The organism is Bacteroides sp. K03 (assembly GCF_019734355.1).
Lineage (GTDB): Bacteria > Bacteroidota > Bacteroidia > Bacteroidales > Bacteroidaceae > Bacteroides > Bacteroides nordii.
In genome coordinates, this window is record NZ_JAASHC010000022.1 from 50,703 (window position 1) to 76,847 (window position 26,145).

Annotated in this window: 15 protein-coding genes; 9 read left to right on the forward strand and 6 right to left on the reverse strand. The window is 39.8% G+C overall.

What is annotated here, in order from left to right:
- Nucleotides 1-2 precede the first annotated feature (2 nt).
- Nucleotides 3-1,070 carry a tRNA 2-thiouridine(34) synthase MnmA gene (gene mnmA / locus HCG69_RS14620; protein ID WP_221650663.1) on the forward strand — a complete coding sequence of 356 codons (1,068 nt, stop codon included), beginning with the start codon at nucleotides 3-5 and terminating at the stop codon, nucleotides 1,068-1,070.
- A gap of 244 nt (nucleotides 1,071-1,314) precedes the next feature.
- Here mnmA and HCG69_RS14625 read toward each other — a convergent pair whose 3' ends face one another.
- Entirely contained in the window at nucleotides 1,315-2,826 is a 1,512-nt protein-coding gene (locus HCG69_RS14625) for a GH3 auxin-responsive promoter family protein (protein WP_221650640.1), read from the reverse strand.
- A 136-nt stretch (nucleotides 2,827-2,962) separates the two neighbouring features.
- Between HCG69_RS14625 and HCG69_RS14630 the strand changes: the two genes are divergently transcribed.
- Nucleotides 2,963-3,976 (forward strand): ATP-dependent 6-phosphofructokinase, encoded by a 1,014-nt coding sequence (locus HCG69_RS14630; RefSeq protein WP_221650641.1) that lies wholly within the window; start codon nucleotides 2,963-2,965, stop codon nucleotides 3,974-3,976.
- Between the two features lie 5 nt (nucleotides 3,977-3,981).
- Here HCG69_RS14630 and HCG69_RS14635 read toward each other — a convergent pair whose 3' ends face one another.
- From HCG69_RS14635 to HCG69_RS14650, 4 genes are read right to left on the reverse strand one after another with little or no spacing between them, the layout of a single operon-like run.
- Nucleotides 3,982-4,929 (reverse strand): glycosyltransferase family 10 domain-containing protein, encoded by a 948-nt coding sequence (locus tag HCG69_RS14635; RefSeq protein WP_221650642.1) that lies wholly within the window; start codon nucleotides 4,927-4,929, stop codon nucleotides 3,982-3,984.
- A complete protein-coding gene (gene rnc, locus HCG69_RS14640; protein ID WP_221650643.1) occupies nucleotides 4,926-5,825 on the reverse strand; it encodes a ribonuclease III in 900 nt (299 codons plus the stop codon). Before rnc ends, HCG69_RS14635 begins: the two co-directional genes overlap by 4 nt.
- A 4-nt stretch (nucleotides 5,826-5,829) precedes the next feature.
- Nucleotides 5,830-7,092 (reverse strand): beta-ketoacyl-ACP synthase II, encoded by a 1,263-nt coding sequence (gene fabF, locus HCG69_RS14645; RefSeq protein ID WP_221650644.1) that lies wholly within the window; start codon nucleotides 7,090-7,092, stop codon nucleotides 5,830-5,832.
- Nucleotides 7,093-7,107: 15 nt separating this feature from the next.
- Complete coding sequence (locus tag HCG69_RS14650; RefSeq protein WP_002558672.1) at nucleotides 7,108-7,344, reverse strand: acyl carrier protein; 237 nt, start codon at nucleotides 7,342-7,344, stop codon at nucleotides 7,108-7,110.
- Nucleotides 7,345-7,442: 98 nt separating this feature from the next.
- Between HCG69_RS14650 and purN the strand changes: the two genes are divergently transcribed.
- Nucleotides 7,443-8,060, forward strand: coding sequence for a phosphoribosylglycinamide formyltransferase (purN, locus tag HCG69_RS14655; RefSeq protein WP_221650645.1), 618 nt, complete (start codon nucleotides 7,443-7,445; stop codon nucleotides 8,058-8,060).
- Between the two features lie 25 nt (nucleotides 8,061-8,085).
- Here purN and HCG69_RS14660 read toward each other — a convergent pair whose 3' ends face one another.
- Nucleotides 8,086-12,150 carry a hybrid sensor histidine kinase/response regulator transcription factor gene (locus tag HCG69_RS14660; RefSeq protein WP_221650646.1) on the reverse strand — a complete coding sequence of 1,355 codons (4,065 nt, stop codon included), beginning with the start codon at nucleotides 12,148-12,150 and terminating at the stop codon, nucleotides 8,086-8,088.
- Nucleotides 12,151-12,474: 324 nt separating this feature from the next.
- Here HCG69_RS14660 and HCG69_RS14665 point away from each other — a divergent pair, with 324 nt between their 5' ends.
- The 6 genes from HCG69_RS14665 (at nucleotide 12,475) to HCG69_RS14690 (ending at nucleotide 26,130) form a co-directional block, all read left to right on the forward strand.
- Nucleotides 12,475-15,606 carry a TonB-dependent receptor gene (locus HCG69_RS14665; RefSeq protein ID WP_221650647.1) on the forward strand — a complete coding sequence of 1,044 codons (3,132 nt, stop codon included), beginning with the start codon at nucleotides 12,475-12,477 and terminating at the stop codon, nucleotides 15,604-15,606.
- 15 nt (nucleotides 15,607-15,621) lie between these two features.
- A complete protein-coding gene (locus tag HCG69_RS14670) occupies nucleotides 15,622-17,520 on the forward strand; it encodes a RagB/SusD family nutrient uptake outer membrane protein (RefSeq protein WP_221650648.1) in 1,899 nt (632 codons plus the stop codon).
- A gap of 23 nt (nucleotides 17,521-17,543) precedes the next feature.
- The gene (locus HCG69_RS14675) at nucleotides 17,544-18,692 is read left to right on the forward strand and encodes a SusE domain-containing protein (protein WP_221650649.1); all 1,149 of its coding nucleotides are present in this window, start codon (nucleotides 17,544-17,546) and stop codon (nucleotides 18,690-18,692) included.
- Between the two features lie 304 nt (nucleotides 18,693-18,996).
- Entirely contained in the window at nucleotides 18,997-21,192 is a 2,196-nt protein-coding gene (locus HCG69_RS14680) for a hypothetical protein (RefSeq protein ID WP_221650650.1), read from the forward strand.
- 85 nt (nucleotides 21,193-21,277) lie between these two features.
- Nucleotides 21,278-23,815 (forward strand): glycoside hydrolase family 97 catalytic domain-containing protein, encoded by a 2,538-nt coding sequence (locus tag HCG69_RS14685; protein ID WP_221650651.1) that lies wholly within the window; start codon nucleotides 21,278-21,280, stop codon nucleotides 23,813-23,815.
- A complete protein-coding gene (locus HCG69_RS14690) occupies nucleotides 23,815-26,130 on the forward strand; it encodes a glycoside hydrolase family 76 protein (RefSeq protein ID WP_221650652.1) in 2,316 nt (771 codons plus the stop codon). The genes HCG69_RS14685 and HCG69_RS14690 overlap by 1 nt, the downstream gene beginning before the upstream one ends.
- Nucleotides 26,131-26,145: the final 15 nt, after the last annotated feature.

A 26,145-nucleotide genomic window follows, 5' to 3' on the forward strand; every position in this document is an offset into this window, starting at 1 on the left:
TGATGGATCAAAAGAAACGTGTGTTGTTGGGAATGAGCGGTGGAACCGATAGTTCGGTAGCCGCTATATTACTACAGGAAGCCGGCTATGAAGTGACTGGAGTGACTTTCCGCTTTTATGAACTGAATGACTCGGTTGAATATCTGGAAGATGCCCGTACGTTGGCAGGTCGTCTGGGCATTGAGCATATAACTTATGATGCCCGTGAAGTTTTTCGTGAACAGATCATAACTTATTTCATTGATGAGTATCTGTCAGGGCATACCCCGGTGCCTTGTACGCTTTGCAACAATTATTTAAAATGGCCTTTATTAGCGGAGTTAGCCGATGAAATGGGGATTTTTTATATTGCTACCGGGCATTATGTGCGAAAGATGTTCTTGGAAGAAAAATATTATATTATTCCGGCTATTGATTCCGATAAAGACCAGTCATTCTTCTTGTGGGGGTTGAAACAGGAAATATTGCAACGCATGTTACTTCCGATGGGAGAGATGACAAAGCCTGAAGCTCGTACCTTGGCTGCGGCACGGGGTTTTGAAAAGGCAGCGGTCAAGAAAGACAGTCTGGGAGTTTGTTTTTGTCCGATGGATTATCGAAGCTTTTTAAGACAATATCTGTGTCATACCTCTGCTACTACAAAGGTTCAAAAAGGGAAGTTCCTCGATGAAAAGGGCAATTTTATTGCCTGGCATGAGGGGTATCCGTTTTATACTATCGGACAACGCCGTGGATTAGGTATCGACTTGAATCGTGCTGTGTTTGTAAAAGAGATACATCCGGTGGAGAATACAGTGGTACTATCTTCATTGCAGGCTCTTGCTAAAACAGAGATGTGGCTGAAAGATTGGAATATTGTGGATGAATCCCGCTTGATTGGCCCGGAAGACATTATTGTGAAGATTCGCTATCGGAAACAAGAGAATCATTGTAAGGTGCAGATCACAGAGAAAGGACTCTTATATGTACTTTTGTATGAACCTCTTACAGCCATTGCACCTGGTCAGGCTGCTGCTTTCTATAAAGATGGCTTATTGCTGGGTGGGGGAATTATAGTAGACTCCAAATAGATGAGGCAGTTACTTTTCTAAGGCTTTTGCAAGATAGGTATGTATTGAACTTATAGAATGTCGTAACCGGACGATGATCGAGATGTGCATGTCGTACTGTCTGACATGTACATCTCGTACAGTACGACATGTGCATCTTGTGCTGTACCACATGTACATCTCGAACATTGTTCTTTACCGGGAAAAGAATTGCTTGGCGTATACAAAAACTGCGTACATCCCGGATGCACGCAGCTCTATGTTGTTATGCTTTATTCAGTTCCAGCATTTCTTCTATATATTCCCTCGTATTGCTTAGCCGGGGGATCTTGTGCTGTCCACCTAATTTGCCTTTTTTAGCCAACCAATCATGGAATAACCCTTTGCGGGCTACGATAACCTCCAAGGGTTGCAAAGCGATATCCTTCCAGCGCTTTGCTTCATAATCAGAGTTTACTTCTTTGAGAGTAGTATCCAGTATAGCAGCAAAATTCTCGATGGAATCGGGCATTTTTGCAAATTCTATCAGCCATTGGTGGCGGCATTTGGCGTGCTCGTCCATGAATACCGGTGCTGCGGAATAATCACTTACTTGCGCTCCTGTCATAGCACAGGCTTTGATCAATCCCTTTTCTGCATTGTCCACTATTAACTCTTCTCCAAAGGCATTGATGAAATGTTTGGTTCGTCCGGTAATGATGAACTTATAAGGATTCTTACTGGTGAATTTTACTGTGTCACCGATCATGTATCTCCATAATCCGCAGGAGGTGGAGATTATCATTGCATAATTTTTGTTCAGTTCTACTTCTTCCAGACAACAGGTACGCGGAAATTCTTTGCCAACCTCTTCGAGAGGCATAAATTCATAGAATATTCCATAATCAATCATTAGCAGCATAGCGGGATCGGAGAGGTCATTCTGTGTTCCGAAATATCCCTCTGAGGCGTTATAAGTTTCTACGTAATGCATCTTCGGAGATCGGATGACTTGCTTGTATTGCTCACGATAAGGGTTGAAAGCTACGCCGCCATGGAAGAATACTTCCAGATTGGGCCATACTTCTTCCAATGACTCTTTACCTGTCTTTTGAAGGATGTTTTTAATTAATACCAGCATCCACGACGGTACTCCGGAGAGGTTAGTCACATTGGCAGGAATCGTACTGTTGGCAATCGCTTCTATTTTGGTTTCCCATTCACTCATCAGAGCTATTTTCTTACTGGGAACACGTATCAGATTGATGAGAGGGCTTACATTTTGTATGAGGATGGCAGATAAATCGCCTACAAGACTGTGGTTGGAGTTTAGGTTAGGGCTATGGCTTCCGCCGAGAATTAATCCTTTTCCTGAAAAAAAACGGCTTTCCGGATTTATCCGGAAGTAGAGGGCAGCTGCATCTTTTCCTCCACGGTAGTGAATGTCTTGCAGGGCCTCTTTGCTTACGGGAAGGAATTTACTCTTATCGTTGGTGGTTCCCGAAGACTTGGCAAACCAACGAATTTCCGAAGGCCAGAGCAGATTCTGTTCTCCTGCACGAAGACGCTCTACGTAGGGCTTTATCTCTTCGTAGGTCTGTACAGGTATGCGATTTTTGAAGTCTTCGTAATTTCGGATAGATTTATAATCATACTTCTTTCCCCATTCTGTGTTAGCGGCCTGGGTGACGAGACGTGTCATAACACGGTGCTGTATCTCGCCAGCCTGACTGGCATAGAGGTCTATTTCTTTTAAACGGGAATTGAACGCCTGCTTTATAATCTTTGTGATATTCATTTCTCTTTTAAATGGGTAATGTTTAAGCCTACAAATGTAACCTTATTTATCTTTTTTTTCTATCTTTACGACGGAAATAATAGTTAAAAGTTAAAAGACGGGAGATTAGTTCCGAACTTTAGAACAAAAAACGGCGATGAGAATTGGTATTTTAACTTCGGGGGGCGATTGTCCCGGCATTAATGCTACGATTCGTGGCGTGTGTAAAACTGCCATAAACTACTATGGTATGGAAGTCGTCGGTATTCACAGTGGTTTTCAGGGCCTTCTGACTAAGGATGTGGAACTAATAACCGATAAATCCCTTTCAGGTTTGCTGAATATGGGTGGTACCATTTTGGGGACTTCCCGTGAGAAACCATTCAAAAAGGGAGGCGTAGTAGCCGAGAATGTTAATAAACCGGCTTTGATCGAGCAGAACATAAAAGAGATAGAGCTTGATTGTGTGGTTTGTATCGGAGGTAATGGTACACAAAAAACTGCTGCCAAATTTGCCGCTATGGGGTTGAATATCGTTTCTGTGCCCAAAACCATTGACAATGATATCTGGGGGACAGATATTTCCTTCGGCTTTGATTCTGCAGTAAGCATCGCTACGGATGCTATTGACCGTCTGCATTCTACAGCCAGCTCACACAAACGTGTGATGGTAATTGAGGTGATGGGACATAAAGCCGGCTGGATTGCCCTATACTCTGGGATGGCAGGTGGTGGTGATATTATTCTTTTACCCGAAATTCCTTATAATATAAAAAATATTGGTGAGGTGATCCTGAATCGTCTGAAGAAAGGGAAACCTTACTCTATTGTAGTGGTTGCAGAGGGCATCCAGACTGATGGACGCAAACGTGCTGCGGAGTATATTGCGCAGGAAATAGAATATGAAACAGGCATCGAAACGCGTGAAACTGTTTTAGGATATATCCAGCGTGGTGGTTCGCCTACTCCTTTCGACCGCAATCTATCAACACGTATGGGGGGACATGCAACAGAGTTGATAGCCAACGGACAGTTCGGACGTATGATATCCTTAAAAGGTGATGAAATTTCATCTGTTCCTTTGGAGGAGGTAGCCGGGAAATTAAAGCTGGTTACAGAAGATCATGATCTGGTGATTCAGGGACGGCATATGGGAATCTGTTTCGGATAAAATACTCATTTCGAAGAAAACCATTTCAGCGGATTGATCCGTTTGCGAAATAATTTATCTCTCATCATGCGGTGCAATCTGTATTGATAAGTTTGGATATATCCGTGAGTTGGAATATATCTGCTTTCGGATAGAGGCTTTTCGAAGATATTATCGAAGAAAGTTATCAGTTGTTCTTCCCAGTTTAGATAATTCTCCTTATTAAACCAGGGAGTAGATAATAGAGAAAGGTACTCATCATCATTCTGATCCAGTCGGACAATGTGCTCTACTGCTTCTTCCAAAGAAGAATAGCTGGAGACATTGATAAAAGAAGCCGGGTTGAAATCTCGGTCAATAAGTTTATTACCCCAGTAGATAGGTACGGAGTTAACAAGCATCGGCTCCATGATTTTTTCAGTGGTATAACCGTCACACATGCTATTTTCAAATGCAATATTGAATTTGTAGTCCTTGATAAAAGCAGTTTTATCGGGAACCGGACCTCCTACATTATTTTTATAGCGACCTCCCGAATCCACTTGTTTGTATTCTGACAATAGTTGGAAAAAACGTTCTCTTTCGGGAGCTCCTTTGGCATTAGAAACTACGAAACTACAGAATTTACGGTTAAGAACCACTTCGGGAACTATCACTTTGGGAGCTGCTAATTGCTGTACACCATATGCTGTGTAAAAAGGTATACGTATATATCTGTCACCGAATGATAGGAAGTTAAAGCCAATGGCATAGTCGCAGATATTGAAATCTGGTGTGATGTTTTCACCGGAGTAGAATATTTTAGTACAATTGTGATAATCTATATTTTCATATCCAAAGACTGAAAAGAACAGATAATCAGGAGTATCACTAAGCTCAATCCGATATTTCTTAGAAATTATATCTGCTATGAAGTTGTGTTGGGGATCAAAGTTTTCCCAGAAATCAACGAATTTTACTTTTATGGTTTTCATGTTGTTTCGGATAATTCATGCTCTTCGGTGAGCTCTTTCTGTGTGAGACTTTCTGTTACTGTAATTATTTCTGGTTCTTGTTCTGGTATTTCTGCTGTCGCCTCTTCTGTTTCTATTACTGCTGCTGTTGATTGTATTTTGGCTTCTTCTATACTTGCCATGAATTCAGGCGTCTTTATTTTTTTTAGGGCCATTTGTGCAGCATTTTGTTGGGACTCTTTTTTAGAATAGCCTGTTCCGGTTCCGGCAGGTATACCCTCAATATGTACTTCTGTCTGGAACACAGGATTGCTTTCTTTGTCGAAGAATTGTTCTATAAGTTCAAAAGAGACTTCAACCTTGTTTTTCTGGCTCCATTCAATCAGTTTAGATTTGAAGTTTACTTCTTTGCGTGACAATTTATCCAGATCAATATACGGATGTATTATTTTCTCTTCAAGAAATAACTTACAACGTTCGTATCCCTGATCAAGATAGATGGCCCCGATAAAAGCTTCAAAGGCATTGCCGTACATATAACTGTTGTGAGATGAAGAGCGGGTGGAATATTTAATGAGTTTGTCAAGGCCGATTTGTACAGCCAGTTTGTTCAATGTTTCGCGTTGAACGATTTTTGAACGGGTATTGGTCAGGAAACCTTCCCTTTTTCCCTCGAAGTGTTTATATACGATATCTCCTACAATGGCGTCAAGAATAGCATCACCCAAAAATTCCAGGCGTTCATTATTTAAAGGGCGTCCTTTTTCAGAACGGAGAGAAGTAGATTTGTGTAGAAGAGCTTGCTCGTAGAGATGGATGTTACGAGGATAGAATCCAAGTATTCTATAAAAACAAAGATAAGACTCTCTGTCCTTACAGAACAGCAGTCTTATCTTGTCTATTTGATTTCGTAGCACGGCTTTACTCTGCGTATTTCTTGAAGATGACACAGGCGTTATGACCACCGAATCCAAATGTATTGGACAAGGCAACGTTAACTTCACGTTTCTGTGCTTTGTTGAAAGTGAAATTAAGGTTATAGTCTATGTTCTCGTCATTGTCACCTTCTTCATGGTTGATAGTCGGAGGAACAATACCATTTTTGATAGCAAGAATACTTGCAATAGATTCTACCGCACCGGCAGCACCTAATAAATGGCCTGTCATTGATTTGGTTGAACTGATATTCAACTCAAATGCATGGTCACCAAATACTTCTTTAATAGCTTTAGCTTCCGAGATATCACCTACAGGAGTAGATGTTCCGTGTACGTTGATGTAATCAACTTCTTTCGGATCCATTTCTGCATCTTCCAATGCGTTCAACATCACTAACTTAGCGCCTAATCCTTCCGGATGTGAGGCTGTGAGGTGATGAGCATCAGCTGACATACCTACACCGGCAACTTCTGCATAGATCTTCGCACCACGTGCTTTGGCGTGTTCCAATTCTTCAAGAATAAGACAACCACCACCTTCACCCATAACGAATCCGTCACGGCTTGCGCTGAACGGACGGGATGCACTTTCCGGGGAGTCATTGCGGGTAGACAGTGCATGCATTGCATTGAAACCTCCTACACCGGCAGCAGCGATAGCAGCTTCCGAACCACCAGATACGATTACATTCGCTTTACCCAGACGGATAAGATTGAATGCATCGGCAATGGCATTAGTAGAAGTAGCACATGCAGAACATGTTGCATAGTTAGGACCGTGGAAACCATACATAATAGAAATCTGTCCGGCAGCAATATCCGAAATCATCTTAGGAATAAAGAACGGATTGAACTTTGGACCATTTTCCTGATGAAGAGCGTAGCTACTTACTTCTTCTTCAAATGTACGAATACCACCGATACCTGCACCGAAAATAACGCCGATTCTATTTAAATCTTCATTTTCGACATCAAGACCAGAGTCAGCAACTGCTTCTTTGGCTACTGCTACAGCATATTGTGTATACAGGTCCATTTTGCGTGCTTCTTTGCGGTCGATATATTTAGTTGCATCGAAGCCTTTTACTTCACATGCAAATTGGGTCTTGAATAGCGAAGCATCGAAATGAGTAATAGGCCCTGCTCCACTAACCCCGTTCACCAGGTTTTCCCAAAATTCGGGTACACTATTGCCAACGGGAGTAATGGCGCCGAGGCCTGTTACTACAACTCTTTTTAATTCCATATTGATGAAATCCGATTACTTAGCGTGTTCTTCGATATAAGATACAGCGTCACCTACAGTACCAATCTTTTCAGCTTGGTCATCTGGAATAGAGATACCGAATTCTTTTTCGAATTCCATGATAAGTTCTACAGTGTCAAGAGAATCAGCTCCCAGGTCATTAGTGAAGCTTGCTTCAGTTGTAACTTCTGATTCTTCAACGCCTAATTTATCAACGATAATCGCTTTCACTCTTGATGCAATTTCAGACATAACTTTAAGTTTTTAATTAATAATTAGTTTTATTTCTTTAATTTTGCGGTGCAAAGGAATAAATATTTATCGTTCTGCGCAAATATTTGATTAAATAAATGCATTCTTTTGCACATTTTTCACTGTTTTGTGCAGAGAATAGGTTGGTTATGAAGAAAAACATCGCAATTTTTGCTTCCGGTTCCGGCACAAATGCCGAAAACATCATCCGGTATTTCCAGGAGAATGATTTAATTAGAGTGGCATTGGTACTTTCTAACAGGAGTGATGCGTATGTTTTGGAACGTGCAAACCGTCTGAAAGTACCCTCCAGGGTGTTTTTTAAAGATGATTGGAGTTCCGGTGAGCAAATTTTGCTTTCATTGCGTGAATATAATATTGATTTTATTGTTCTGGCCGGATTTCTGGTGCGTGTACCTGAAATACTTTTGCATGCTTATCCTGATAAAATCATAAATATACATCCTGCTTTGCTTCCGAAGTTCGGAGGGAAGGGGATGTATGGCGACCGTGTACATGAAGCAGTAGTGGCTGCCGGAGAAAAAGAAAGTGGTATTACTATACATTATATAAATGAACGCTATGATGAAGGCAATACTATTTTTCAGGCAAAATGCCCGGTATTGCCCGAAGACTCATCTGCTGATGTAGCAAAGAAAGTGCATTCTTTGGAATATGAATGTTATCCGCTGGTAATAGAAAAACTCTTGAGATAAGGGCTGGTATTGGTGGTAGTCCCTTTTATACATTATTATATGTATTATCAGATGATACTTCTGTTTCCAATGATATTTCACTCATTTTTTGTTCTCTATAGGCTTTGGGTGTATATCCATACTTAGATGAGAATAACTTAAAGAAGGTTCCGCGATTGGTAAATCCCGACTTATAAATGATCTCATCAATGGATAGTTTGGTCTTTACCAATAACTTCTGTGCCATGCTTAGTCTGTACTCCTTTATTATATTAGTGGGAGTCATTTCCGTGATTCCTTCCAATTTTCTATATAAATTTCTGATACTTAATCCCATGGCATCGGCAACAAACTGTGTAGATATTTCCGGATTCATGATGTTCTCATCTATAATCTGAAGCATTTTATTCAGAAATTCCTGATCGCTACTATGAAGTAGTTTCCCGTTAGTAAGATTAAATGTACTTAATGTTGATTCATAGTAATCTTTTAAAGAATGATTTCTTTTGATGAGATTGTCAACAACCGTCTTTAAATATTCTACGTTAAATGGTTTACTCAGATAGATATCTGCTCCGGATTCCATTCCTTTAATCTGTTCTTTTATATCTTGTGATGCTGATAGTAAGATTATCGGAATATGAGATGTTTGCTTGTTTTCTTTAAGTTTCTTAGTAAGGGAAATACCGTCTATGGGAGTCATGTATATATCGGATATGACGATGTCCGGATGTATTGTTTCCAATTTTCTTAATGCCAGAGAAGCATTAGAAAGAGGTATTACATTGTATCTGTCTGTGAATAGTTCTGATATGAACCATAGCATTTCTGCATCGTCATCAATTATGAAAATAGTAAGTCTTGATTCCTGATACTCATACTCTTTAGGAGATAGAACGAAGTCTACTTTTTGGGATCTGATTTCTACCTCTCTGTTTATGTTAGTAGTGTTACTTTGTGGTGTTATAGCCATTTGTGGAAGTTCTACCAGGAAAGTAGTCAGAACATTTGGGGTACTTTCTACATGAATATTTCCGTTCAGAAGTTCGACCAATGATTTACAAATGGCCAAACCTAAGCCGTTGCGTGTAGCTCCACCTTGTAAGCTCTGTTTCTCAAAATGATCGAGAATACGATAGCGATCGAATATTCGTTGGATGTTTTCAGGTTGAATTCCCAAACCACTGTTATTGACTTTGAATTGTAGAGAATTGTTGTTTGTACTAATATCTATGGATATATCTCCTTCGTTAGGTGTATATTTGAAGGCATTTGATATTAAGTTTGTGACGATTGTGATGATAGCGTTCCGATCAGTGGGCCACATTATATTATCCGTAATAGATATCTGATAATGAATAGCTCTTGAGTCAGCCAGTTCAGCAAAAGAATTGAATATTTCTTTTACAAGTCCTGAGATGTCTATGTTCTCAATAGTGCATTGCCGATGTTGGGTATCGATTCTTCTGAATTCAATTAATTCTTGTAGCAGCTCATTCAAGCGTTGAGCATTACGTTGGATCAGTTCTGTATATTTCAGAATGAAGCTATCCGACTTTGGATATGTCAGTACACGTTGGCAAGGCCCTGCAATCAGTGTTAATGGTGTACACAGCTCGTGTGTAATGTTAGTGAAGAACCGGAGTTTAGATTCATAGATTTCTTCTTTTTGTTTTTGATGTAGCTTTGTTAATTGGTATTTTCGTTTTTTCTGATGTCTTTTGACAGAGGTATATATGATATAACTCAAAGTGAGGGTGACTATGAGGAAATAGCAGATATATGCCCAGGTAGTTGCATACCATGGTGCTAGTATCTTTATTTTTAATGAGTAGATGTCACTTTGCGTAAGTCCGCACTGATATCTGGTTAATAAGGTATATTCTCCCGGAGGGAGGTTTGTGATTACTATCTTATTAGAATTATAGTTGTTGAACCAATGTTCGTTGAAGCCTTTTAGCTGATAGAAATAAGTATGGTTATTCCTGTTGATATAATCGGATACACTAAATGAAAGAGTGAAAAAATTCTGTTGGGATGTCAGAGTTAATACTCCGTCCTTCATTAAATTCCGGATATTGATATTTTGTTCATTGATACGTATATTTTTGAAAAGGACAGGTGGTGTATAAATTTGATTTTCTATATCTTCTGTATGAACTACAACAAACCCGTTGATTCCTCCGAAGTAAAGATCGTTTTTCTCTTTGTCTTTGAAATAAGCGCCATCACTGAATTCTATAACATTTAGACCGTTTCGCTGGTCGTACACTTCTGCGTTTTGATTGTTATAATCATATTTTATAAGTCCTCCGTTTGTACTGAGCCAGAGAGGTTCATTGGAAGAGGTTGATAATATCCCGTGTATCGTATTGTTGGGGAAGTGAAATTCACGAGTGGCATTCCGGGTCTGTAATTTCCTGTTTATGAGTTGTACCTCTATCAGTCCGGAACTTGTTCCTAAATAAATTAGCTGACTGTCACGATGCATACAGAATATATCATTGACCGGCGATGTCTTTTTCTTATGTAATAGGTAATTATTATATTTGAGAGTCTTTAGATTTAATCTGACTACCCCATTACCACGGCTTCCAAGCCAGAGAATGCTGTCGTTTTCCTGATACATAGAGAAGAAATGGGCATGAGTGAGCTCTTTTCCTAACTGTATCGGCTTTATTGCAAGGATTTGTGGTTGATTGGGGCTATTGCTTAATGTGGCTTTTAGGATACCTTGTCCCACGGTTGCTATCCATAGTGTAGTGTCATTGGCTTCATACAAAACATGTACATTTTTTATAGAAATATTATCAGGCATAGCTACTTCGTGAATTTTGTTGTCGGTATACGAATAGTAGTTCAGTTTATCCCCGTCACTCCCCATCCATAGTATATCCTTTTTGCCGGGGCAGAAAGTATAGATTGAATTATTTGCCAATGAACTGTTATGAATAGTATATTGGGATATTTTTTTAGTACGGTTATCTTGTTCCGGATGGAAATTTTCTATTCGTATTACTCCATCCCCTTTTGTTCCTATCCATAAATTTTGTTTTGAATCTAGATACAGACTACGGATTGGTTTGGATATTTGTATTGGAAATTGGTCATAAGTAATCGAATGAAAAGTGTAACTATCGTTTGAATACCTGTAAATACCTTGTCCATCAGTTCCTATCCATATGATATTTTGATAAAGATCTTTCAATAAAGAAAAGACCCCGCAATGAATAGTAGTTTCCTCAATAACATATTTGGATGCATTCTGTGGAGTATATTTGATACGGATAAGACCACTTGTCAGGAAACCTACCAAATAATCATCTTTATCTTTTATAATAGTCGATATGTTTCCGTATTCCTGAATTAACTCTTTGAGATTGATAATATGCTTTTTTACATTGTTTTCTATATCGAACTCATACAATATGTATGATCCATCGACAAAATACAATTTATTCTGTTCGTGGAATAAGTACCAAAAGTGAGTATCATAGAACAACGAATTTTTTTCTACATTTATTATTCTACCGTTTTTTAAGGTTGCATTTATAACTTTGTCCGGCGTACATATCCATACTCTGTTCGTATCATCAATGAAGAAATCAATAACCTCTTTGTAGTTTACCGGTAGAGGTCCTGCAAGAGAGAATATTTGTTCCTTCTTATTATAGAAATAAAGGTTATTATCATTGTAAAGTACAAGCGTCTCCTGAAGTTTGTTATGAGAGTATTTGTAATATCCTTCAAATTGTGTGTAGCATTTGATACTTTTTTGATATTTATCAAACAGATCAAGTCCATAATTGGTGCGTACCCAAAATTTACCATCTGAAAGTTCGGATACAGCTTCTATTAAATTTCCTGAGATACTGTTGGATAGTTCTTCATTCGGATAATAAATCTCAATGTCATTTCCATCCAGTATGTTTAAACCATCACAGGTTCCTGCCCATAAGTAACCATCTTTATCCTGATACAATGATAAAACAGAGCTGTTGGATAACCCCTCTTTACTTGATATTCTATAAGTATTGTATGCCTGTGTTTTATGAGTAGAGATACTTGAAAATAATACGGATACTAATAGAAGTAAAATATGCCTTTTCATGATATTGTGATTTTGGTTAGGCAAAAGAAGATATTATAAAAATAATACGCAATAATGCTGTCTTCTTTTTTATCTGTTTTTGTGACTTATCAGTCTGTTTTTGTGAAAAAGATCTTTCTGTGAGTCTTTGTAATGTTTTTGGTGGGGTATAAGGCTCTATATATTAGGTATATATGCGATTTGCTTAAAAACGTTCTTTTGAAAAATTATTTTAAAGATATCTTTTTAGTTATACTAATATGTCATGTTTTGGAACTAATGAAAATAAGGAATAGTCTATTTTTGTACTCAGAAAAATTTATTAATAACTTTAAATGTATAACTATGGCATGCAAAAAAAACAAAAGGTTGATTCCTACATTACTTATATGTGTGGGAATGATGCTACCTGTTTGTGCTGAAGCAGAAACTTCCGGTACTACGGTCGTTGCAGAACAACAGCAATCAAAACAGATTCGTATTGTTGGTATTGTGAAAGATGAAAAAGGAGAACCTGCTATCGGAGTTTCTGTATTAGTGAAAGGTACGACTTCCGGAACAATAACAGATATGGATGGAAACTTTGTATTGAATGCTCCTGGAAATGCTACATTGGTATTTAGCTTTGTAGGATATAAACCTCAGGAGGTAAAAATCAATAATCGTGCAAGTATAGATGTCACATTGGTTGAAGATGCTATGATGTTGGATGAGGTTGTGGCTGTTGGCTATGGCTCGCAACGTAAAATCTCGACAATTGGTGCACAGTCCGGTGTGAAATTTGTAGAAGATTTGAAACAACCGGTAGCTACTCTTAATTCTGTGTTAGCAGGTCGTGTTGCGGGTGTAATTGGGATGCAGCGGAGTGGTGAAGCCGGAAATGATGATAATACACAAATTTGGATTCGGGGTGTTTCTACTACTACAAATACTACTCCGCTTGTTCTGGTAGATGGTGTAGAGCGCTCTTATTCTAATATTGATCCGGAAGATATTGAATCATTTCAGGTATTGAAAGACGCATCGGCAACTGCTGTTTATGGTGTGAAAGGTGCTAATGGCGTTATTTTGATAGAGACCAAAAAAGGCGTTAAGGGAAAGCCGAAGATAAAAGTAGAATATAATGCCGGTGTGACCAGTTTCACAAAGATCCCTGATCTGGCAGATGGTATTACTTATATGCAGATGGCCAATGAAGCATCGGTGAATAAAGGTGGAACGCCTGTTTATTCGCAAGATGTCATTAATAAAACCTATAATCAGGAGGATCCGCTACTTTATCCGAATGTAAACTGGATGAAAGAGATTTTCAAAGATCATGGTTATAATCAACGTGCTAACATCAGTGCTAACGGTGGTTCGGAATTTGCTCAGTACTATGTTAGTTTGGGCTATTATAATGAGGGCGGGCTGTATGAAGAGAGAAAAGACGAAAAGTATGACGGAAGTATGAATTTTAACCGTATAAATTTCGTTTCTAATTTAACCATGCAGGTGACTAAGTCTACAGAGGTGGACTTGGGTATAAAAGGAGAGATTTCTGATTACAACACTCCTTATTATAAGGCAGAAGATGTGTTCAAAATGATAATGCGGGCTTATCCGGTGATGTTTCCGGTAAGTTATGATAACTATGCCATTCCTTATATTGATAATGGAGGAGAGGTTACGAATCCTTATGCTATGGTTTACCGTATGGGTAGTAATAAACGGAACACAAGTGAAACCCGGGCAGATTTGCGTGTGAAACAAAACCTGGACTTCTTCTTGCCAGGTTTAAGTGCGCGTGCCTTGGTTGCTTATGACTTTTATATGAGAAATGATATTCAGCGTACAGGTACCAACCCTATAACTTATAAAGCTACCGGACGCGATGATAACGGACAATTGATTCTGGAACGTACAGATAAGATGAAAGGTACTGATAGCTGGGGATTTAACAAGCAACAATGGGGACATCGTCAATACTATCTTGAAGCAGCTTTGAATTATGATCAGACATTTGCTCAAAAACATCGGGTGAGTGGTTTGTTTTTGTATAATATGACGGACTACTCTAACGTTACTGCTGGTACATTGATGCATTCAATGCCGTTCCGGAATTTAGGTATTGCAGGCCGTGCTACTTATTCTTATGATGACCGCTATTTCTTTGAAGGTAATTTCGGATACAACGGTGCAGAGAATTTCACACCTAAAAAGCGTTTCGGATTCTTCCCTTCTTTCGGACTGGCATGGGTACCTTCCAATGAGAAATTCTTTCAGCCGGTATCAGACTATATCAATTTCCTGAAACTCCGTTTTTCATGGGGACAAGCCGGTAACAGCCAACTTGATACAAAGGGCAGAGGAGAAAGCGATGAACGTTTTGTTTACCTGTCTACGGTAGGCAATGGAAGTGGATACACTTTTGGTGATCAGCGGCAGAATGGTTATAGTGGCGTTACCGTGGGGCGTATGGGCGTAGATGTATCCTGGGAAACTTCTACCAAAATGAATCTTGGTGTTGATTTCAATTTGTGGAATAATGATTTGACTTTTGCGGTTGATTTCTTTAAAGAACGCCGTGAGAATATATTCCTGAGACGTCAGGGTATCCCGAATTATATTGGTATTACTACACTTCCTTTTGGAAACTTAGGAACGGTAGAGAATAAGGGGTTTGAAGTAACAACTGATTTATCAAAACAGATTGGGAAAGTCGGTCTTATGTTCAGAGGAACCTTCTCTTACAATCAGAATGAGATTATTGAAGACGATACCCCGATAAAACCATATTCGTGGTTAAATTCCCGTGGATCTTCCCTGAATACTAAATTCGGATATGTTTGTGATGGCTTCTATACTTCCGAAGACATTACTGATCCTAAAGTACCTAAGCTCAGAGGAGTTAATGTACAGGCGGGTGACTTGAAGTATCGTGATTTGAACGATGATGGAGTGATTGATGCCTACGATAAGAAATACATTGGTAATCCGGAGGTGCCACAGATCGTTTACGGGTTGGGTGCAACGGTTACTTATAAAAACTTTACGTTAGGAGCCTTCTTCCAGGGAGTAGCCAAATGCGATCTTTCTTTGAGTGCTTCTGCTCTAAAACCCTTCTCGGATGCTGCGGCAAGAGGAAACTTATATGCTAATATAGTAGATCGCTGGACTCCGGAGAACCCAAGCCAGAATGCAAAGTGGCCGAGACTGGATTATGGTATGTCTGCTAATGCCGAGAATTATTCGGAAAGTACATTCTGGTTACATGATGGCTCTTATCTGCGTTTGAAGACGTTGGATTTTAGTTATACTATTCCATCAGAGATTACAAAGAAGTGGGGACTTTATAATTTGAGACTTTATATACAAGGATATAATTTGCTCACTTTTACAAAGTTTGATATGTGGGATGTAGAATTAGGTGCATGTGACGGAACTAAATACCCGAATACGAAGTCGTGCAATATAGGATTAAACTTCTCATTCTAAAACAAGAAAAGCATTATGAAAAAATATATTAATAGAATTATAGTTTGCCTTTTGATGGCTATTCCGTGTTCATCTTGCAGTGATTTTTTTGACAACGAACCGGATAATCTTGACACGATGGAGAAAGTGTTTCAACGCAGACAAAGTACGTTGGAGTTTCTTGCTAATGTTTACTCTTATATCCGGCCTCCTTATAACTGGAGTAATGAAACGATCTGGGCTGGTGTATCAGATGAAATAGATGTGACTTACACAGATTATGAAATTTCTAAAATAAATCTTGGGTTACTGGCTCCCGATAAGGAAAGCTTGTTTTATGGCAACCTATGGTCACATTATTATGCCGGTATCCGTGCCGCTACTTATTTTATGAATCATGTGGACCAGAACATTGAGTTGAAACCAACAGAAATTGCACAATATAAGGCAGAAGCCCGTGGATTGAGAGCCTGGTTTTATTTCTGTCTGATCCGGCAGTATGGTCCGGTGGTTATTCTGTCAGATGATTTGGTAGAAGGAGATGCGTCAGTTGAAGAAATGAACATCGCTCGTAGCAGTATCAGCCAGTGTTTCAATTATGTAACATCAGAGTTGGATGGTGTGATTGATGGTCACTGCCTGCTCGATGTGAACATCACAGATAGCAGAGATCCCAGGTATTTGAACAAAAATGATTACGGACGAATTACAGAAGTGGCTTGTAAGGCTATTAAAGCAAGAGTCTTATTGTATGCCGCCAGTGATCTTTACAATCGTGACAAAACAACTCCATTGTTCAAGAGCTTTAAGAATATAGATGGCTCTTACATGATGGACTACACCAATGAAGGTGCTACAGAACGTTGGGAAGCGGCAGTTCAGGCAACGGAAGAAGTGTTTAAGTATACAGATTTTGCTTTGTATAAAGCTCCTTCTGCCGATCCTTATGAATCTTATCAGAATATTTTCATTGTAGATTGGAATTCAGAAATTATCTGGGCTAAACCTGCCGGAGGCTTTTGGGAAATGGATCTGGCTTGCTCGCCTCGTTTTGTAAAAGGATGGTCCGGATGGGGTGTTACACAGGAAATGGTAGATGCTTATTTTATGAAGAATGGTGAGTCTCCGATTCTGGGTTATAATGCCGATGGAAGTCCTGTTATTAATCAGAAGTCCGGCTATGTGGAAGAGGGCTTTACCACCTCTACCGGTGATGATGGATACACAATGCCGGGTACTTATAAAATGTATGCAGGCAGAGAACCGCGTTTTTATGTGTCGGTTTGCTTTGATAACTCTAAATGGATGTCTAAATTCAATCAAACCCAGGTTCAGTTCTGGTATGGTGGAAATACCGGGCGTACAGATAAAGAAACCCGAAATTATTCACAGACAGGTTATCTGTGTCGTAAACTTGTGAATCCCAATAGTAATATTGAAACCGACCAGAAGATTGAGCATGCAGCTATCCTGTTCCGTTTAGGAGAATTTTATCTGAATTATGCTGAAGCATTGAATGAAGCTAATTTTGATAAAAATAAAAGTACTGTTTTGAAATACCTAAATGATATTCGAAAACGTGCCGGTATTCCGGGATATGGTGAGCAAGGGCTTGCTGTTCCGTCTACTCAGGAAGAGATGCGTGAAGTTATTCGTCGTGAAAGAAGAGTGGAATTAGGTTTTGAGGAAGCGCGTTACTTTGACTGTATACGTTGGGGCGTTGCTCATCAATATTTTAATGGTCCGAAGTATGGTATGAATGTGAATGATCCTGCTGGGAAATCAGCATTCTATAAACGTACCCTGTTTGAAACAAGAACATTCCCGGAGCATAATCTCTTATGGCCTGTTCCGCTAAGTGATATTTATAAAGCAAACAAATTGGTGCAAAATCCGGAATGGAGCAGTATAAGCTCGTCGGATATGGAAGAATAATTTAAATTTTAATAGTGAAAGATATGAAGACTATGAAATATATTCAATATGTGCTGGGACTGATTCTGACTCTGAGTTCTTGTTCAAACTTTGATTGGGATGATAATTCGGAAACAACCTTATCAGCATTTTCAGTTGAAGGAGTTCCTATGAACGTTACGGTGACTTCTGAAAATAAGGAAGAGTTGCAGAAACTGAAATGGGAAAAATCTCATGCAGGCAATTATTCGATGGTTTTTTATAAAATTCAGTTCTCCAGTGCAGAAGACTTTTCACAGGTATTCTATACTGTAGAAACTAAAAGCATCGGATCTGAGAATTTTATGGAATTGACCAATGATGAATTAAATCAGATTGCAGAAAAAGCAGGTATCGGGCAATCTACTACGGGGACTATTTACTGGAAAGTAAGGGCTTCCAATGGTATTAATGCAATTGAAAGTAGCAATAGCGGGAAGATTGTGATTACTCGTCCTTTGGGATATGCGTATAATCCGTCCGAACTATATCTGATGGGAACAGCAACTGCTGCCGGCGATGATTATACAAAAGTGATTCCTATGAAGATGGTGGCAACAGGAAATGGAAGTGGAATTTTTGAGATATTCACTTCGTTAAAAGAAGGTAGCTTGTATTTTGTGGAAAAACTTGCCGATAAAACGTATCGTCGCTTCGCGATTAATGCTTCCAGCCTGGTTGAAGGGACAGAGGTTTCTACCCAGCCCTTGGAGAAGGATTGCATACATCGTATCCGGGTTGATTTTAATCAGGCAAGTGCTTCTATGACAAAGATCTCAAAAGTAGAAGTGTGGTATGATGGTACCAAAGAAGTATTGGGTACAATGCAACTGAAAAGTGCGGCTCAGCCGATATGGACAGTAACTGCTGCCTTCGCTGCTGTAAGTAATAACTATAAGTATAAATTCCGGATACAGGAAACAGACGCAGAAGGTGTTTCCACCTATGTCTATTGGGGATATTCAAAAGAGACCTCACTTGAACAAAGTGCCAGTTCGGCAGTAGATTATTTTTATGCTTATGAAGTGGATGATTCATCCAATTATTGCTATCGTTTTAATAAAAAGTCTCATAATAATCAGAATTTGACTATTGAATTGAATATGCAACCGTCTATCAAGCAATATACGCATAGTGTAACGGTAAACGAATAGCTTCGTGTATGTCCGGTTTATTTTTATCTCCCTCATCTTCTTGTTACAATTATTCTGTATTCGAATGTTTAAGAAGATAAGGGAGAATAGAATATATCAGTCGAGTAGACTTTGTGTCCGTTTCTATGTCGTGGGAGAGTCTGCATTCGAGACAAAGAATCGTCAGATGGCTATTCTACGTACTTCTGTGCTAATCTGTCGTAAATACATACTATAGATATTTGTGCAGCTCCCTATATTTGCAACAACCGCTCGGCATTCGAGTGAATAAAAAGAATATTGTTTAATTTAAAATCTAATTAGTATGGAAAAGAGAATTACTCTTAAACCGTCTTTCAAAAGTGCAATCCTTATGTTGGGTATGCTTGCTCTGCCAGTAATGGTAAGCGCACAGGAATCCTGGAAGTGGGAACGTGAAGCAGAAGATTTTTCTGCAAGCAGTTATGTAAGAGTTACAGACGCAACTGCCGACGGCAATGTTGTATCTGGTGGTAAGTTTGTAGATGAGTTATCTGTCGGGAAAGATTCAGAGTTAGGTTATAGTATTACAGATGTTCCTGCACCGGGCATGTACGACTTGTCTATTTCTTATGTCTCTATGCAGGAGCGTTACTTGTTAGTGAAGATCGCCGACCGTAATCCGATAGTGGTAGATTGTACCGAGACAACAGGCAATTGGAATGGTGCGCCCGGTATCGTAAAAGATGAAGATGGAAATGAAGTAGAGCGTCCGGGAGTAGTGACTAAGACTATTTCGGTGTACATACCAGAGGTTGGGGATAATGATTTGGTAATTAAAGCTTTTGACGGATATTCCGAAAGTGAAGGTAAGTATCTGTCTTTTGCTCCTAATATAGATAAAATCACAGTCACTCCTTCTACTGCGGAACTGAAAGAAACTCCGGAAGAAATGGAACCGATTGAGATTGAAATGGAAAGTAGTAATGCACTTTCGGGTTCTGCTAAGTTGATGACAGAGCACAACGATCATTATAGCGGAACAGCCGGCGTAACCTTGGGGAGCACCGGGCGTGCAATTTATAAAGTGACCGTACCCGAAACGGGAGCTTATGCGCTTTATATTGATTATACTACTATGCAGACGCGTTGGATTTATGTAAAAGTGAATGCTCAACCGAAGCAATATCTGGAATTCAGTGAAAAAACTCCTACATGGGGAAGAGAAGAGTCGGATGATCCAAGCAGACCGACAATCTATAAGAAAGTTGTATTACTCTATCTGGAAAAGGGAGAAAATACAGTCATGCTGAATTCATATAGCGGAGCCACTTCCGAACATAGTGACTCCCCTAATATGGACAAGATGACAATAGTAAAAGTGGATGCTACTATCTCTGATCCGGGGTATGAAAAGGTAGCCTATTCTTTCGACTATACAGATATGGCTGAAATGTCTTCCGATGTGACTGTAGCTGAAGGTAAGATGATAGCACTATTGGATAATGATGAACGCACATCACTTGAATTGGATGTAAAGGAAGCTACATTTATGGCAAAAATGCCTTATCCTCTCATGCTGACCGGATATGCGATTGCCAGTTCCGGTGATATGACGAACTGGAAAGTGGAAGGTTCGGTTGATGGACAAGGTGATTGGACAGAGTTAGGTAGCATTGGTGTTGCCAAAGAGGGTGTTTACGAACAGCATAAAGTTGAGTTTAATCAGAATGAACCGGTTGCATATCAATACTTCCGTCTTGTAGCAAAAGGAGACGAAAACCTGAATATTGCAGAATGGCAGTTGTTTGGTTCGCCTTGCGTAAGTGCAGAACGCCCCTTGCCGAGTGATATGTTTAAGGGCGATGATAGCGGTTTGGAGGCTTCGGAAGATGGCTGGGATTTTGATAAGGAACATGGTGAAAGATTCCAGTATATCGTTGATGGAAAGCTGAGTACAAAATTCACTGCAGACCAGGTTAAGTCTCCGACCGAAAAGACTCCGATTTTCTTTCAATATAGATTAGAAACTGCAGAAACAGCAAGGAGTTATTCTTTGACTGTCCCCTGGGAGTTACAGTCACGTGATCCGAAAGACTGGACATTGTATGGTTACATGAATGGAGCATGGATAGTACTTGATAGCCGCAAGGATATAAAATTCCCGACATCCTCTTCTACTTTGGTTTATAACATTGCAGAACCAAAAGAATGTGCAGTATACAAACTGGAAATTACTGCAAACAACGGAAGCCGTGACAATACGCAACTTACAGCATGGCAGTTGTTTAATGAAAAACAACCTATAGATATAATTACCGGTGTGAAAGATATCTATACCGATAAGGTTTCGGCACAGGTTTATTCTGTAGATAACAAGGTTATTATTTCTGCCGACCAAAGAGTTGTTTACTGTATTTATGGTTTGAGCGGACAAAAAGTAAAAGAAGGCATAGTTGACGGTACTGTTGAAGTGCCTGTATCTGCCGGATTTTATATCGTAACTGTAGATGGAGTAGCTACTAAAGTTTTAACTCGTTAATTTTTTAAATAACAGGAAACCGTGATGTTTTCCTGAAAAACATACAATGGTTTCCTGTTTTCATTTTATTTGCATACATAATACCATGAATTTGAACAATCGAAGATTATTAATGATCCTGGGCGTGTGGATTAGTTTCTTTCTGACACAACCATTTGTTTGTATTGCACAAAACAGTGCTACTATTATATCGACCATTTATTCGCCCGATACTTCTATTCGTGTAGAATTGATGCAAAAGGATGAAAATATATTTTATCGGGTATATAAAGACGAACAGCTCGTAGTGTCGGACTCCAAACTTGGAATTTCGTTTTCGTTTACTAATTTTACAAAATTGGAGTATGTCGATAAGGTAAGTAGAGAGATAGATGAGACTTATACACTTCCTTCCGGAAAAATGAGTGAATATCATAATCGGTGTAATGAGCAAGAAGTGGCTTTTACCACATTGTTGGGAAGTAGTATAAAAATAGTATTTAGAGTTTTCAATGAGGGATTTGCATATAGATATCAGGTTGACGGAAAAGAGTCGGGCTCTTTGAGACAGGAATTGAGCGAAATTGCTGTAAATGATTTTAAAATAGCCTGGTCGCAAAAGTATAATGCTAATTACGAAACAACGTACAACCGAAAAAACTGGGCGATGACCCTGGAACAATCTGCAGAAGGACAAGGATCTCCGGTCTTAGTGGAGACTAACGGTTCTTGTTATTTACTATTGACAGAGGCTGCAAATACAGGTAGCTATGCTACAAGCAGGCTAATGCCTGCCGAGGCGACAGGTTGTTATTATTATAAACCGGAGGGGACGGTGTTAGTGAAGTGTCCCTTTGAATCGCCTTGGCGCGTAGTAATGCTAGGCACTTTGAATCAAATAATAGAATCCTCGATGGTGGAGCATTTGAATGTTGATGCCGATCAGCGGGATTGGTCATGGGTACGCCCCGGGCGAGCTTCCTGGAATTGGGGAGGCGAAGATGCCGAAAATGTAATAAGTTGGGATATTGCAGTGAAATATGTGGATATGGCAGCCTCTATGGGGTGGGAGTATTTCATATTGGATGATGGTTGGGACAGTGTACGTGATGGTTGGAATGGCTCTTCGGATGTGAAACGATTGGTTGAATATGCCGCCGGTAAATCGGTAGGTGTGCTTCTGTGGAGTCATCAGAATAGATTTGCAAGCAATAAAGAGCAAATAAATCGGATTTTGAGCGAATGGAAAAGCTGGGGAGTAAAAGGTGCAAAGATTGACTTTTGGGACGGAGATGTACAAAAAGTGATGAAGCAATATGATATTGTACAGGAAGCAGCTGCGGATTTGGAACTTTTAGTTAATTGGCACGGGTGTACCCGTCCGTCGGGAACCCGTAGAACATGGCCTAATGTATTGACTTCGGAAGCCGTATATGGTGGCGAAATGTATTTAGGAAACAGGGTAATGCTGCAACCATCACATAATGTTATGTTGGCGATGACACGTAATGTAATAGGACCTATGGACTATACACCGGGCGAGTTTGGAACAAAATGGGGAGCAGTAAGCCAATACACTTCCTGGTCTCATCAATTGGCACTTTTAAGTCTCTATGAATCGGGAATTCAATGTTATGTAGATAATCCGTTGAGTTATAGGTACAATATAGCAGAATCTTATCTTAAAGATATTCCGGCTGCCTGGGATGATGTCAAATGTTTGGAAACCGAACCGGAGTCTTATGTTACGCTGGCTCGCCGTAAAGGTGATGACTGGTATGTGTCTTCTATTTGCAACCAGGCACGTACGTTGTCGATACCGCTGGACTTTTTGGATGAAACAAAAACATACTATGCCTATATTTATAAGGATGGCGGGTGTAAAGCTGAAATTGCTTTTGACTATCAGCCCAATGTAGGTAAAAATACAACCCTTACACTTCCGTTATTGGCATCTGGTGGTGCAAGTGTCCGACTGTCCGTGTCCGACTGTTTACCCAAACCGTGGCAGAAAACATTGGAAGCGGAAGATGCAGCTACTTTTGCTAAGAAGGAACAGGATGCAGTCTGTTCCGGTGGGGCATATGTGTCGGCTTTAGGAAGGAGCAATAAATTAAACTATAGTGATGTGGAAGTAGAGGAGGGCGGTGAATACGCTCTGACTTTCTTTTATATGACCGATAAGGAAAAAGATGCTTATCTCAAGGTGAATGGTGGAGAGGAGATTTATTATCATTTCCCGTCTTCGGGTGGCCTGGAAGGCAAACATTTGTCTTTTACAACTGTCTTGACACAATTGGAAAGCGGGAAAAATAAGATTGAAATAGGAAATGCGTCTGCGTTGATGCCCAATATGGATCGTATTACTTTGAAAAGAGTGGTTGATAATTGTATTGTAGGAAATGAACGCGTTGCTCAGGAGAAGGATGTTCAAATACGTATAGAAGGATGTACTCTTCAGGTAATTACCGCGAGTAAGGAGGCTGTCTGTACGTTATATTCCGTTGAAGGACAAGTATTACAGCATTGGAATATTCATGACGGGAGACTGACGGAAACACTTGCTCCCGGAAGAACTTATATTGTTAATGTATATACAGGGAAAGAATCATATAGTCAAAAAATAATAGCACAAGAAAAATAATGAGAACAACACAGATTATGGTTAGAATACTGGGAGGAGTTTGCATGGGTATGTTTGCTTCACTCTTATCTGCTCAACAGACATTTCAAAGTTATAGTCTGCTTGATGAAGGGGGAAATTTACGATCCGATCAGATGGAGACACTGGAACTACTGAGTGATAAAAATGACAGTACGGTATATTCGGTTCCGTTTACCGGAAAAAACTGGATTGTGTATGAAGCAACCCGGCCAATGGTTGTGACAGCTAACTTATTGCTTCTTTCGGACAAGCAGGCTACCGCTCCGAAAAGCTTCAAGGTAGAAGGTTCCAATGACGGAGAAACCTGGAAGCGTATTCTTTCAGGAGTGGGAGTCACGACAAAGCCTCGGGAAGCCCTTGTTAGTAAAACCAATGGCACAAATGCGTATAAATATTTCAGGCTTAGTATTGAGGAAATAGTTTCGGGTACAATGTTGGAAATTGCAGAATGGCAATTGCTGGGCTATCCGAAACCTGATTTCGATAACTTAATAACAGAAGCCGATAACTTAACCGGACAGTATGCCGATAATTCTTCACTGAAAAATCTGTTGAGTGATAAAACTACTGAGGTTTTCAGACAAAATGGTGTTCAGTCATGCTGGATAGAATATGCTTTGGATACTCCGCAAAAGATAGAAGGTTACTCTGTGATGTCTGCCAATAACATAGCTTCCAGCCCGAGAAGTTGGGAATTATTAGGGTCCAATGATCGTGAAAACTGGAAGGTGCTTGATTCTCGTAGTAATGTATACCTGCAGGCTATCAACAATATGCAGATATATGAATTGGGAAAAGACCGTGAGAAATATGATTGGGGAGTGGCAGCCGACATGGCTCAGCAAAGTATGCTGGAACTTTTCTGGAAAACCTATGGGTCGGGATATTATCTGATACATGGATGGCATCCGAACTCCACCCTGTCAAATAACGGATTCAACTACTGGTGGATGGCACATGTGATCGATGTATTCGTAGATGCATACCAACGCACTGGAGATAATACGTACCGTAAAAATGCTATAAGAGTATACAATGCGATGCTTTCATATGGTAAGAAAACATATGGTAAAAGTTCTTTGTGGAATGGCTTTTTTGATGATATGGAATGGATGGGATTGGCTTGCCTGAGAGCAGATGCTGTTTGGGGAGATGAGTTGGAGCAACGTTGGAAGACCGGAGCCATTCAACTTTGGGATTGGATAAAAGTAGGCTGGAATGATAAGCATGGAGGAGGAATACAATGGAATGATGCTTCGCCGGAATCAAAAAATGCCTGTTCCAATGCGCCTGCTGCTATTCTGGCTGCACGACTCTACAACCTGACACAGGACGAAGAATATCTGGACTGGGCAAAAAAGATATGGGAATGGACAAACTCTCATCTGTTATTTGACAACGGAATTGTAAAAGATGCGTATTTGAATGATAATTTGGGGTGGTCATTTACTTATAATCAAGGTACATGGATGGGGGCTTGTCTGGAATTGTATAAAATTACCGGAGAGCAGAAATATCGTGATGCAGCCATTCGTACAGGGGATTACATTGTGAATGACTGGACTAAGTTTTCCCCGGACGGTATTTTGGATAATGGTGAAGGACAGGGCGATGGCGGACTGTTTAAAGGTATTCTTATGCGCTATCTCTCACAATGGATTTTGTCGGGTAAGTTAGATTCTGTGCGTGAACAACACTATACGCAGTATATGCTTGAAAATGCAAAAGGACTGTGGGATGCTGCTACTTTGAAACCGGAAATTATATTTAAGAATAACTGGAGAGAACGTCCCGAAAGAGTACTTTCATCTTCTACGGACGAAGGAAAACGGTATGATGCTTCTACACATTTGAGTGGAACCATGTTGTTTGAATTGCTGGACGAATTACAACGGGAAGGAAAAATACCGGTAGACAATCAGAATCCGGAAAGTATATCCAATAAGGAGAATGCTTATCAGTATTATCGGCTTGTGCTGAAGTCTGTTAACGGAAGCCAGAACTTTGAGCTATCCCGTTGGCAATTGTTTGCAAAGAATCCTGTAACCGGTTTACAGGAACAAATAGGCGGGGCGGATATAAATTTTTCCATCTTTACAGAAAAAGGAAGTATGGTGATTGTAAACAAGGAAGTGACTCCGCTCCTCATACAAGTTTATACAGTGGGTGGATGTTTGCTCGATCGTATTCAGATGATGGCAGACCGGGAGTATATTCATTTGCCTTCAGGATTCTATCTGGTAGATATTTTTGATGGTCAGACCTCTTGCCGGAAGAAGATTTGCGTAATGTAAAAAGATTGCTAAAAC